The 12,425-nt window shown below is 31.8% G+C and carries 10 protein-coding genes and 1 tRNA gene; 8 read left to right on the top strand and 3 right to left on the bottom strand.

The genetic code is table 11. The features are described 5' to 3' along the window. Positions 1-11: 11 nt before the first annotated feature. Positions 12-82: transfer RNA gene (locus ACE3PD_RS08990), tRNA-Gln, on the bottom strand. 156 nt (positions 83-238) lie between these two features. On the opposite strand from ACE3PD_RS08990, the gene ACE3PD_RS08985 reads away from it, so the two are divergent. The 3 genes from ACE3PD_RS08985 (at position 239) to ACE3PD_RS08975 (ending at position 4,971) form a co-directional block, all read left to right on the top strand. After that, positions 239-3,439: a protein O-mannosyl-transferase family gene (locus ACE3PD_RS08985; RefSeq protein WP_374401621.1), complete on the top strand. Its 3,201-nt coding sequence runs from the start codon at positions 239-241 to the stop codon at positions 3,437-3,439. Positions 3,440-3,540: 101 nt separating this feature from the next. Continuing rightward, positions 3,541-4,326 carry a TlpA family protein disulfide reductase gene (locus ACE3PD_RS08980; RefSeq protein ID WP_374401619.1) on the top strand — a complete coding sequence of 262 codons (786 nt, stop codon included), beginning with the start codon at positions 3,541-3,543 and terminating at the stop codon, positions 4,324-4,326. 6 nt (positions 4,327-4,332) lie between these two features. After that, complete coding sequence (locus ACE3PD_RS08975; RefSeq protein WP_374401617.1) at positions 4,333-4,971, top strand: polysaccharide deacetylase family protein; 639 nt, start codon at positions 4,333-4,335, stop codon at positions 4,969-4,971. On the opposite strand, the gene ACE3PD_RS08970 is transcribed toward ACE3PD_RS08975, so the two are convergent. Both ACE3PD_RS08970 and ACE3PD_RS08965 read right to left on the bottom strand, forming a co-directional pair. Next, a complete protein-coding gene (locus tag ACE3PD_RS08970; RefSeq protein ID WP_008256043.1) occupies positions 4,968-5,264 on the bottom strand; it encodes a co-chaperone YbbN in 297 nt (98 codons plus the stop codon). The genes ACE3PD_RS08975 and ACE3PD_RS08970 overlap by 4 nt on opposite strands. Before the next feature lie 75 nt (positions 5,265-5,339). Then, complete coding sequence (locus ACE3PD_RS08965; protein ID WP_374401614.1) at positions 5,340-6,566, bottom strand: metallophosphoesterase; 1,227 nt, start codon at positions 6,564-6,566, stop codon at positions 5,340-5,342. A 123-nt stretch (positions 6,567-6,689) separates the two neighbouring features. Here ACE3PD_RS08965 and polA point away from each other — a divergent pair, with 123 nt between their 5' ends. From polA to ACE3PD_RS08940, 5 genes are all read left to right on the top strand, one after another. Beyond that, the gene (gene polA, locus ACE3PD_RS08960) at positions 6,690-9,542 is read left to right on the top strand and encodes a DNA polymerase I (RefSeq protein WP_374401612.1); all 2,853 of its coding nucleotides are present in this window, start codon (positions 6,690-6,692) and stop codon (positions 9,540-9,542) included. Positions 9,543-9,627: 85 nt separating this feature from the next. Next, positions 9,628-10,014 (top strand): hypothetical protein, encoded by a 387-nt coding sequence (locus tag ACE3PD_RS08955; RefSeq protein ID WP_374401611.1) that lies wholly within the window; start codon positions 9,628-9,630, stop codon positions 10,012-10,014. A 103-nt stretch (positions 10,015-10,117) separates the two neighbouring features. Continuing rightward, a complete protein-coding gene (locus ACE3PD_RS08950) occupies positions 10,118-10,372 on the top strand; it encodes an autorepressor SdpR family transcription factor (RefSeq protein WP_008256034.1) in 255 nt (84 codons plus the stop codon). 3 nt (positions 10,373-10,375) lie between these two features. Next, on the top strand, positions 10,376-11,017 hold the full coding sequence (locus ACE3PD_RS08945; RefSeq protein ID WP_374401608.1) for an SdpI family protein: 642 nt from the start codon (positions 10,376-10,378) through the stop codon (positions 11,015-11,017). A 40-nt stretch (positions 11,018-11,057) separates the two neighbouring features. Next, entirely contained in the window at positions 11,058-12,425 is a 1,368-nt protein-coding gene (locus tag ACE3PD_RS08940; protein WP_374401606.1) for a serine hydrolase domain-containing protein, read from the top strand.

Genomic DNA, 12,425 nt, shown 5'->3' with positions numbered 1-12,425 from the left:
GCGGAGTTTTGTTGGCCCACAAGGACTCGAACCTTGAATGACGGTACCAAAAACCGGAGTGTTACCATTACACCATGGGCCAATACCTAACAACCTTTTCGATTGCGAGTGCAAATGTAATGCATATTTTTTATTCTGCAAATTTTTCTAAAAAAAATATTAAAAAAATTATTAAACCGAAATCGTAAACAAAAAAATAGTTTCTTTGTAGGAGAATATAGAAAAAACAAAATACAATATGAATTCATTCAACTTTAAAAAGTGGAACACCATTTTAGGCTGGTCTACTTTTATGGTAGCTTTAATTACTTATTCATTAACGGTAGAACCAACGTTGAGCTTTTGGGATTGTGGAGAATATATCGCAACATCAGCTAACTTAGAAGTAGGACACCCTCCTGGAGCACCATTATTTCAAATGTTAGGCGCTTTCTTCGCTATGTTTGCCTTGAGTGCCGACAAGATAGCTTTAATGGTAAACTACCTTTCTGTATTTTCTAGTGCCTTTACAGTTCTTTTCATGTTTTGGTCACTAACCATTTTATTAAAGAAATTAATTATAGGAGAAAAAGAACTTTCTACTAGCAATGCTATTATGATTCTAGGTAGTGCTGCAATCGCAAGTTTATCTTTCACTTTTACTGACAGCTTTTGGTATAATGCTGTAGAGGCGGAAGTTTATGCAATGGCCACTTTTTTAATTGCTTTGTTATTTTGGCTTGGTTTACGCTGGGAGCAAGAAATCAATACACCTCGTGGAAATAAATGGCTTTTATTAATTTCATTGGTTATTGGACTTTCTTTTGGAGTTCACTTTATGGCTTTGTTAACTTTTCCAGCTATTGGATTTCTATATTTCTTTAAAAAATACACCAACATCACTGTAAAAAGTTTTCTAATTGCAAATGTTGTGATTATAGCGATATTGCTATTCATTTTTAAACTTTTACTTCCATATACTTTGGCTTTCTTTGGTAAAACCGAAATTTTCATGGTGAATAGCTTAGGAATGCCTTTCAATTCAGGAACTATTTTTGCATTTATACTAATTGTAGCTGCTTTTTATTTTGGGCTTAATTACACCAAGAAGAAAGGACATGTTTTTTATAACACATTAATTTTATCAACACTTTTCATCTTGATTGGATTTTCAACTTGGATGATGTTACCTATTCGTGCGAATGCTAACACACCTATTAACGAAAATAAACCGTCAGATGCTGCAGAAGTTTTGGCTTACTACAATCGTGAACAATATGGCGAACAGAAATTGTTTTACGGACCTCAATTTTCAGATACTTATTCTGGTTTAGATCCTGAAACTCCTTATTTGGACGAAAAACCAAATTACGAAAGAGATTATAAAACTGGTAAATACATCATTACGAATGATTATAAAAATGCCAAACAAAATACTGATGATGCTCACAAAGCTATTCTTCCAAGAATGTGGAGCAATGAGCATAGAGAAAATTATATGATCTTCACTGAACCACTAGAGTTCAGAATTAATCCAGAATATGCACACGAAGACGAATTGGTTCAAATTGTAACAGAATTCCGTAAAGCATATGAAGCAGGTGAAGTTGATGAAGCAGATTATGACAAATTCTTGAAAGGTTATGGCGAATATCTAATTGTAGACAAACCAACCTTCATTAACAACATGAAGTTCATGATTCAATATCAATTTGGATACATGTATGTTAGATATTTACTTTGGAATTTTGTTGGAAGACAAAGTGATGTTCAAGGGAAATACGATAACATTAATGGAAATTGGTTAAGCGGTATCACTTTTATAGATGAAATTTTTATTGGTACTCAAAAAGATTTACCGTCTGATATGCAAAACAACAAAGGAAGAAACACTTATTTCTTTTTACCTTTTATTTTAGCGATAATCGGAATGGTTTTCCATGCAAAAAGAGACATTAAGAGTTTTTATGTTTTACTTGTCTTATTCTTATTTACAGGTTTAGCTTTAAAGGTTTACTTAAACGAAAGACCTTTTGAACCAAGAGAACGTGATTATGCACTAGTAGGTTCGTTCTATGTTTTTGCTATGTGGATTGCTTATGGTGTTTATGCTATTTTTGACACTTTGAAAAAATACATTCAGCCGAAAACTGCAATTCCTGTAGTTTTAGGTTTGAGCTTAATTGCTTCTCCTGTATTATTGGCTGCTGAAAACTGGGATGACCATGATCGTTCCAATAAAGACACAGCTTTCACTATGGCAAAAGCTTATTTGGATTCTTGTGAACCAAATGCCATTTTATTTACCATTGGAGATAATGATACTTTCCCACTTTGGTACATGCAAGAAATTGAAGGTTATAGAACCGATGTTCGAATTGTAAATACTAGTTTATTTATGACGGATTGGTACATTGACCAAATGAAGATGAAAACTCATAATTCAGAGCCTATTCCGAGTTCATTTAACCGTGAACAATACAAAGGAAGTCATAGAGATTATAGCTTGTATGTAGAAAGAACGAAAGATCCTTTGTTATTAGACGATATGCTTAAATTTATTGCCTTAGAGGATGAAAGAGCAAAAATCACATTAAATAATGGTCGTAAAATCAATTATTTCCCATCGAAAAAGGTAATTTACCCTATAGATAAAGCAGCTGTAATTAAAAACAAAGTAGTTTCGGAGAAATTTTATGATTCTATTGTTCCTGCTATCGAATTTGAGATTAAAGATGATGCTTTATACAAAAATCGCTTAATGATGTTGGATATCGTAAACCAAAACAACTGGAAACGTCCTATTTATTTCACAGGAGGAAGTTTTGGAGAAGACGATTATCTTTGGATGAAAGATTATCTTCAGTTAGACGGAATGTGCTTTAAATTAGTTCCGGTTAAAACCCCTGCAGAGTCACCAAGCCCTATGAAAATGGGACAAATTGATTCAGAAAAAATGTATAATATAGTAATGAAATGGGATTGGGGTAATAGCGGAAAACCAATCATTTATCACGATCCAGAAACACGCAAAAACAGCATTTCATATCGAACTAATTTAGCACGACTAATGGAAACTTTAATCAATGAAGGCAAATTAGACAAAGCTGAAAAAGTGATTGACTTAGCAATGGAAAAAATGCCAATTCAATATTTTGAATACTATTCGTTGTTAGAACCATTTGCTGCTGGATATTATGAAGTAGGCAAAAAAGATAAAGCAAGAGCTATACTTACCGAAGTTATTAAGAAATATCAAGAAAACTTGAAATTTTATAGCGGATGGAAACCTAGTGAACAAAACTTTGGAGCTATGGATATTGTAAGTGATATTGAATACTACAGAAGTTTACTTCAAGTTGCAGAATCAGCAGAAGATTTAGAATTCTATAATAAAGAAAAAGTGAAATTCAATAATTTTAACAAAATGTTTGAACGTTTTGGAAGAAAAATGGAATAATAGTTTATAAACAATTAAAATGTTCCAAGTGAAAGAAATTTCGTTTGGAACATTTTTTTTATGCTAATTTTACAATATGAACTTCAAATAAAAACAATAAAATGAATTATAAACTAATTTTAATTTTGTGCTTATTCTTCGTTAATTGTAAAGAAGAAAACAAAAAAACAATTGTAGTTTCCAAAAAAGAAAAGAACGAAATAAAAACAATATCTAAGAAAATTGACTATAAAAACATTTCATCAAACTTCGTATCTTGGTGGACCTATTACAATAATGAAATAGATTTATCATCTGATTTTTTGGCTTATGATTACAATTCCAACAAAATTAGCAAGAAAGAATTTTTAAATCTTCTAACAAAAGGAGAATCCATTCCTGTAAAATTAGAAAACAAAAGCTATCTCATTTATAAATTACTTAAATGTGATAATATTGAAATATTGAAAACCATACAACAAGAATCACTTAAAGAGTTAGAATATTTCAATAGAGAAGGTGAACTATTGCCAGAATTCAACTTTATTACCTTAGAAAACAAACCCATCTCTTCAAAATCATTAAAAGGCAATAAAATAATTATAAAAACGTGGTTCATAAATTGTACTGCTTGCGTAAAAGAATTCCCTGAACTTAATAATTTAGTAGAAAATTCAAAAAGTAAAAATTACACATTCATAAGTTTTGCATTTGATGAAACAGAAAAACTGCAATTTTTTTTAAAAGAAAAACCACTAAAGTATAACAACATTTCAGTCTCTAAAAAGTTTATAGAAGAAAAATTAAAGTTAAATCAATATCCAACTCACATTGTTATAGATGAAAATGGCAGAATTGAAAAAATATTTAACAATTCGACAAAATTGATATCTTATCTAAAAAAATAATAAATAATGAACTTCAATTGGGTTAAAACAAATAAATGGATTAAAAAGGTTTTCAATAATCTGGTTTGGGAGATGCCAAATTCAGAAAAGAAAATCTATTTAACTTTTGATGATGGCCCAATTCCTGAAGTAACCGAATGGGTTTTAGATATTTTAAAATCAGAAAACATTAAAGCAACATTCTTTTGCATTGGCGATAACATTAAAAAACATCCAGAAATTTACAAACGAATACTTGCCGAAGGACACCAAACTGGAAATCACACTTTCAACCATCTAAACGGTTGGAAAACCAAGACTAATCATTATATCGAAAATTTCAAGTTGTGCGAAACTGAACAATCAAAACTGAACGCTGAACACTCTTTTCTATTTCGTCCACCTTATGGAAAAATCAAACCTAGTCAATCTAAAGCAATTCGAAATTTAGGCTACAAAATAATTATGTGGGATGTTTTGAGTTATGATTTTGATTCTTCAATTTCAAAAGAGAAATGCCTAGAAAATGTGATTTCAAATACGGCACAAGGAAGTATAATCGTATTTCACGACAGCATTAAATCAGAACAAAATTTAAGGTTTGCTTTGCCTAAGGCAATACAAGTTTTAAAAGATAGGGGTTTTACTTTTGATGTAATTCCTTAGGCTTGCTCTTGCACTAACGAAATTAAAGTGTTAGCATCAAGTTCACCGCTTTGTCTCCATACCATTTGACCTTCTTTGTAAATCATTAAAGTAGGCAAACCTTTAATACGAAGCGCATCGGCTAATTCCTGATTTTTATCCACATCAATTTTAATTACACGAGCCTTGTCTCCTAAAGCAGCCGCAACATGACGAATTACTTCATTCATAGCTACTGAAGGTTCATTCCACTCTGTAAAAAAATCGATTAGTACAGGTACTTGAGCATCGATAAGTTCTCCAAATTTTGACATAAATTGCAATTTATTAGTATCAAAAATATTAATTTTCACACAAAAATAATATACAAATGTAGCATTTTTACTGAATTATGCTACTTTTTCTCCTTTTTTTAGTTCAATAACCGTTATTTCGGGCATAATTCCTACCCTACCAGGATAAGCATGAAAGCCAAAACCGCGATTTACATAAATATATCTTCCTGCATTTTCATACAATCCAGCCCATTGTTTGTAAACATATTGAACCGGACTCCATTTTACCCAACCCGGAATTTCAATTCCAAATTGCAATCCATGCGTATGTCCTGAAAGCGTTAAATGATAATGATTGTCATCGTGCTGAATTTTCTCATCCCAATGACTTGGATCGTGACTCATTACAATTTTGAAATCATCTTTAGATAAACCTTTAGACGCTAAATTCAAATCGCCACGCTCACCAAATTTTCTTCCCCAATTTTCTACACCAACTATTGCTAATTCTTGATTGTCTTTTTTGATTTTCACATGTTCATTCAATAACAATTTGAAATCAATTTTATTATGTATTGCTTTGATGTTTTCAAAATTTTGGATTTTATCTTGCTGGGATGGCCAATTGATATATTCACCGTAATCATGATTTCCTAAAACAGAAAACTTTCCAAATTTAGGATTATAAATTCCTTTAAATGTATCAATCCATGGATCCATTTCAGTTGCATGTGTATTTACAATATCTCCTGTAAACAAAACCAAATCTGAATTTTGCTCATTAATCAAATCAATCGCATACTGAATTTTCTCGGCATCATCAAAACTTCCGCTATGAACGTCTGAAATATGAGTAATCGTTGTTCCATCAAAAGCATCAGGTAAATCAGGAAAAAACAACGTTTGCTTAATTACTTTGTAATTGTATTTCCCAATGGTAATTCCGTATAAAAAAGAAGCAAACGGAATTGCTGCTACTCCCAATGCAATTTGGCTTACAAAACGCCTTCTTTCTGGTAAAAAACCTTCTGAATCACTATTAAATAAGGAAAATAATCCCACAAAAAAACGCACAATATCTTCTCCAAATAATATAATGGTCAATAATAATTTTGGGACATATAGTAATAACAACAAACCCATCGTCATCATGGTTTTTGGAGTTTGTCCTACACTTCTATCAAAATGATATAATTGATAAACAATATAGGCAAGCGCAATTGCAGATGTTACATAATAGAAAACAAAAAACCACTTCGATTTTATCAAAGTTTTAAATGCCTGAAACGCATAAATTTCAAGAATGATTACAAATACTAAAAAAACAATCCAACGAATCACTAGCTCTTTTTTTTGCAAAGTAAGGAACAAGTTAGACAAATTGATGCTGCATTAAATGAATTTTAACAAAGTTTTTTTAAGCAAAGAATTGTACTTTTACATTTTAAATGAAATTTCAGAACAATGTCACAAAAACGTCTTTTCCTTCTTGATGCTTACGCGCTTATCTTTCGTGGGTATTATGCCTTTATAAAAAATCCTCGTATCAATTCTAAAGGAATGGATACTTCCGCTATTATGGGATTCATGAATTCTCTAATGGACGTAATTAAACGCGAAAAACCTGATCATTTAGCGGTGGCGTTTGATAAAGGCGGAAGCGATTATCGTTTTGAAATGTATCAAGAATACAAAGCGCATCGTGACGAAACTCCAGAAGCAATTAAAATTGCAGTTCCCTATATTCAAGAATTATTAAAAGCAATGCATATTCCAATTATCGAAAAAGCAGGTTTTGAAGCGGATGATTTGATTGGAACTTTAGCGAAACAAGCCGAAAAAGAAGGTTTTCAAGTGTTCATGGTAACACCGGATAAGGATTTTGCACAATTGGTTTCTGAAAATATTTTCATGTACAAACCTGCACGAATGGGGAATGATATCGAGATTTGGGGAATTCCCGAAGTCTTAGAAAAATTTGAAATCGAGCGCCCTGAACAAGTTATCGATTTCTTAGGAATGATGGGCGATTCTGCTGATAACATCCCAGGATTACCAGGCGTGGGAGAAAAAACGGCAAAAAAATTCTTAGCGGAATATGGCACTTTAGAAAATTTATTAGCCAACACGCATCAATTAAAAGGTGCGATGAAAGAGAAAATCGAGGCAAATAAAGAATTAGGACTTTTATCGAAAAAGTTAGCTACTATCCTACTCGATTGTCCAGTTACTTTTGATGCAACTGATTTCGAACTATCAAAACCAGATGTTGAAAAAACAGACGCTTTGTTTCAGGAATTAGAATTCCGTCAAATGAAAGCGCAGTTTGATAAGTTATTTGGTTCTGGAAAAGAATACGATGAAATTGATGCCAATGGAAATACTTCTGAAATTCCGCAACCCATTAAAAAAGCTCCAGCCAAAAAATCAAATGAAGACCAATTTGATTTATTTGGATTTAGTGACGAATCGGATGAACCAACTACGAATCATTCGTTTTATGCGACTTTAGAAAATACGACGCATTTCTACCAAATAGTTCAAGGCGATTTACCAGTAAAATTGTTAATGCAGAATTTATTGAATCAAACTTCGGTTTGTTTTGATACTGAAACTACCGGAATTGACGCCTTGAATGCCGAGTTAGTAGGAATGTCATTTTCTTTCGAAAAAGGAAAAGGATTTTATGTTCCGTTTCCCGAAAATCAGGAAGAAGTCCAAACGTTAATTGAAAAATTCAGACCATTCTTCGAAAATGAGAACATCGAAAAAATTGGTCAGAACATGAAATACGACTTGAAAATTCTTTCGAATTATAACATTCAAGTCAAAGGAAAATTATTCGACACCATGATTGCGCATTATCTGATTAATCCTGATATGCGACATAATATGGATGTATTGTCGGAAACGTATTTGAAATATTCGCCAAAATCGATTGAAACGTTAATTGGTAAAAAAGGAAAAAATCAATTATCAATGCGCGATGTTCCTTTGGAAGACATCAAAGAATATGCAACTGAAGATGCCGATATTACTTTCCAATTAAAAGAGCATTTCCAACCGATTTTAGAAAAAGTAGGTACGAAAAAACTGTTTGATGAAATCGAAATTCCGCTGGTTCCAGTTTTAGCTGATATGGAAAAAGAAGGAATTCGTTTGGATGTGGAATTCCTAAAAAGTATGTCGGTTGATATGCAAAAAGAAATCGATGCGCTGGAACAACAAATTTATGAAACTGCGGGTGAGAAATTCAATTTGGCTTCTCCAAAACAGTTGGGCGATATTTTATTCGACAAACTAAAAATTGGTGGCGCGAAACAAAAGAAAACCAAAACAGGTCAATATGCTACAGGTGAAGAAGTATTGAGTTATTTGGCAAACGAACATCAAATTGTGCGCGATATTTTAGAATGGCGTCAAATGGTGAAATTACAAAGTACGTATATTGATGCTTTACCAAATCAGGTCGATAAAAAAACGGGAAGAGTGCACACTGATTATATGCAAACGGTTGCCGCTACAGGTCGTTTGAGTTCGAATAATCCGAATTTACAAAACATTCCAATTCGTACCGAAAGAGGAAGACAAATTAGAAAAGCCTTCATTGCACGCGATGAAAATTACACGCTACTTTCAGCCGATTATTCTCAAATTGAATTGCGAATTATTGCGGCTTTGTGTGGTGAAGAAAATATGATTAAAGCGTTTCAAAATCACGAAGACATTCACAAAAGTACGGCTGCAAAAGTGTTCAATGTACCTTTAGACGAAGTAACAAAAGAACAAAGAAGTCATGCCAAAACCGTAAACTTCGGAATTATTTATGGCGTTTCGGCATTTGGATTGAGCAACCAAACTAACTTATCTCGAAAAGAAAGTGCGGATTTAATTGAAGCATATTACAAAACGTATCCAAGATTAAAATCATTCATTCAAGAGCAAGTTGATTTTGCTAGAGAAAACGGCTATGTAGAAACCATTTCAGGAAGAAGACGTTATTTGAAAGACATCAACTCAGCCAACGCAATTGTTCGTGGTGGGGCAGAACGAAATGCTGTAAATGCGCCAATTCAAGGTTCGGCTGCGGATATCATTAAAATTGCGATGATTAACATTCACAAAAAACTAACATCTGAAAATTGGAAATCAAAAATGCTTTTGCAAGTACATGACGAATTGGTATTTGATGTGCACAACTCTGAATTAGAAAAAATCCAACCGATGATCAAACACGAAATGGAAAACGCCTTTAAAATGGCAGTTCCGTTAGATGTAGAAATTGGATTGGGTAAGAATTGGTTGGAAGCGCATTAGGAAAGTGGTCAGTATTCAGTATCAGTTGGCAGTTGGATTAGGTTTTGTCATTTCGATGAAAGACAAATGTTATTAAGTTTAAATTATGATGAATAAAATAAAATTACTGTTTGAGAATAAAATGTATTTGATTAGTCTAACACCTTTTGTTCTGATTTTAAAACCATATGAGAGTGGAGTTTATGGAATTAATAAAACTGTTGGTTGGGCATTTGACATCACTGGAATTAGTTTTTTTATTCCCTATTTTTTGTTAACTTTTTTCATAGGATTTAGTCTCTTAGCAATCATTAAGACCAAAACAAACTTTATTTTATCAATCTTATTCCTTTTAGGAATTTCATATTGTTGTTTATTTCAAAGTGATTACTCAAATATTGATTTAATTGATAATCTTCTTTTAATTTCAACTTCTCTATTTTTATTAATTTTTATAAATTCCATTTATTTGAAATTCAAATCTCAAAAATAACCCATCAAACCCGATACGTTTCAAAACCTATCGGGTTTATTTTTTGAAAACATTTTGCCATTCCAAATAATATTTAGATATTTGTCTAAATATATAAATTAATATGAACGCAATTTTCAAAGCCTTAAACGACGAAACCAGAAGAGATATTCTGGAATTGCTGCGCAAACAGGAAATGACGGCTGGCGATATTGCGGACCAATTTCATATTTCAAAACCCAGTATTTCGCATCATTTAGATATTTTAAAGCGTGCCGATTTAGTCACAAGCGAAAAAAAAGGACAATTTGTAGTTTATTCTTTAAACACTACAATTGTTGACGACATTTTACAATGGATTATTACCCTAAAAAAATAAAGTATGGAGAAGTTGAAAAAAGAAATTCCGTTTATCATTATTTCATTATTACCTTTCATTTATTTAGCATTTATTTGGAATAATCTACCCGATGAAATTCCAATGCATTGGAATGGTTCTGGTGAGATTGACGATTGGGGTAAAAAGATAGAAATAATTTTTCCACTGTTGCTGATTAGTGGAATTGGTTATTTTACATTTTTGATTATTCCGTCATTAGATCCTAAAGGAAATTTAGATAAAATGGGAAACAAATTGCATAATTTAAGATATATAATAAGTGTATTTTTAACCTTATTGGCATTATTTATAGTGTATAGCATTCAAATGAAAAACTCAAATCCTAAAATGATTTTTGTTATTATTGGTTTGCTATTTACATTCTTAGGCAATTATTTCAAAACCATAAAACCTAATTATTTCATTGGAATCAGAACGCCTTGGACATTAGAAAACGAAGAAGTTTGGAAAAAAACACATTTAATAGGTGGAAAACTTTGGTTTGTGGGCGGACTTTTAATGGCATTGACATTTGTATTGCCAAATGAAATGCAACTGTATACTTTTTTAGGAATTACTGCCGTTATTACCATTGTTCCAATTGTATATTCGTATTTAGAATTCAAAAAAATCAAAAATCAGTAACAAAATTACATCTTAACTACTAATAAGAAAACAGAATATTATGAAAAAATTACTTCTTTTTGTATTTGCCTTTTCTACTTTCACTTTTGCTCAAGATAAATTTACACGAATGGATAGTTTATTAAACTATTTACATGAAAACAATAAATTCATGGGTTCGTTAACCATTCGCGAAGGTGAAAATGTGGTTTTTAATAAAGCTTACGGATTTGCTGATGTAGAAAAGAACATCAAAGCGGATCGTTTAACACGCTACAAAATAGGTTCGATTTCTAAAACTTTTACGGCTGTAATGGTAATGCAATTGATTGAAGAGAAAAAACTAACCTTGCAAACCAAATTAAATCGTTTTTATCCAAAAATTAAAAATGCTGAAAAGATTTCGATTTATGACTTATTGCACCATAGAACTGGAATAGTAGATTTAGTAAATCAAGATACTACTTTTCATAAAGTAATAGATAAAAAACATTCGAAAGAAGACATTTTAAAAGTGATTACAGCTTATAAATCGAATTTTGAACCTGGAAGTAAATACGAATACAGCAATTCTAACTTTTTTATTTTAGGTTGTATTATCGAAAAATTGACTAAAAAATCATACGCTGAAAATTTACAAAATCGCATCGTAAAAAAAGCGGAATTAGGAACTTACGAAAACAAAACCGAAATGACAGCTAAAGGTGCGGTTACTAATAAAGTTTTCGTTCCAACCACATATTATGTAGAAGACGCAACAAATACAGCAAACAAAGAAAGTTATTCCTATTATTTTGATGGTACCAATTGGGTAAAATCGTTAGAAAATCATAATTCGATTCCGTTTGCTTCTGGCGGCATTACTTCTACTCCTGCTGATTTGACAAAATTTATTCATGCGCTTTTCAATGAAAAATTAGTCAATGCCTCATCTTTAGAACAAATGAAAGAAATTAAAGAAGGTTATGGAAAAGCTTTGATTCAGTTTCCTTTTGGAGAGAGACGTTTTTATGGTCATGGCGGAAGAATTGAAAATTTCAGTTCGATGTTAGGCTATTATCCAACCGAGAAATTGAGTTTTTCTTTGATTTCAAATGGAGATAATTTTGTACAAAACGACATTATCATTGGAATTTTGAGTATTTATTACAAAATGCCGTTTCCATTTCCAAAGTTCATGAAAATGGATAAAGCAGAATTAGCAAAATTTACTGGAACTTACGCCTCAAAAGATTTACCTTTAAAAATTACGGTTTCTGAAAAGAATGGAGAATTATCAGCTCAAGCTACTGGACAAGGCGCTTTTCCATTGACATTTAAAGAAGAAACCACTTTTGTTTTTGCAGCAGCCGGAATTGAAATGGTTTTTGGAGATAATGCATTCGTGCTAATTCAGGGCGGAATGAAATTTAACTTTACAAAAGAATAA

Source organism: Flavobacterium sp., assembly GCF_041911335.1.
Taxonomy (GTDB): Bacteria; Bacteroidota; Bacteroidia; order Flavobacteriales; family Flavobacteriaceae; genus Flavobacterium.
This window is presented reverse-complemented; position numbering and strand designations above follow the sequence as displayed.

Excerpts from the sequence above, each read along its gene's own strand:
- ACE3PD_RS08985 (WP_374401621.1), top strand. The coding sequence starts at position 239 with ATGAATTCATTCAACTTTAAAAAGTGGAACACCATTTTAGGCTGGTCT.
- ACE3PD_RS08980 (WP_374401619.1), top strand. The coding sequence starts at position 3,541 with ATGAATTATAAACTAATTTTAATTTTGTGCTTATTCTTCGTTAATTGT.
- ACE3PD_RS08975 (WP_374401617.1), top strand. The coding sequence starts at position 4,333 with ATGAACTTCAATTGGGTTAAAACAAATAAATGGATTAAAAAGGTTTTC.
- ACE3PD_RS08970 (WP_008256043.1), bottom strand. The coding sequence starts at position 5,264 with ATGTCAAAATTTGGAGAACTTATCGATGCTCAAGTACCTGTACTAATC.
- polA (WP_374401612.1), top strand. The coding sequence starts at position 6,690 with ATGTCACAAAAACGTCTTTTCCTTCTTGATGCTTACGCGCTTATCTTT.
- ACE3PD_RS08955 (WP_374401611.1), top strand. The coding sequence starts at position 9,628 with ATGATGAATAAAATAAAATTACTGTTTGAGAATAAAATGTATTTGATT.
- ACE3PD_RS08950 (WP_008256034.1), top strand. The coding sequence starts at position 10,118 with ATGAACGCAATTTTCAAAGCCTTAAACGACGAAACCAGAAGAGATATT.
- ACE3PD_RS08945 (WP_374401608.1), top strand. The coding sequence starts at position 10,376 with ATGGAGAAGTTGAAAAAAGAAATTCCGTTTATCATTATTTCATTATTA.
- ACE3PD_RS08940 (WP_374401606.1), top strand. The coding sequence starts at position 11,058 with ATGAAAAAATTACTTCTTTTTGTATTTGCCTTTTCTACTTTCACTTTT.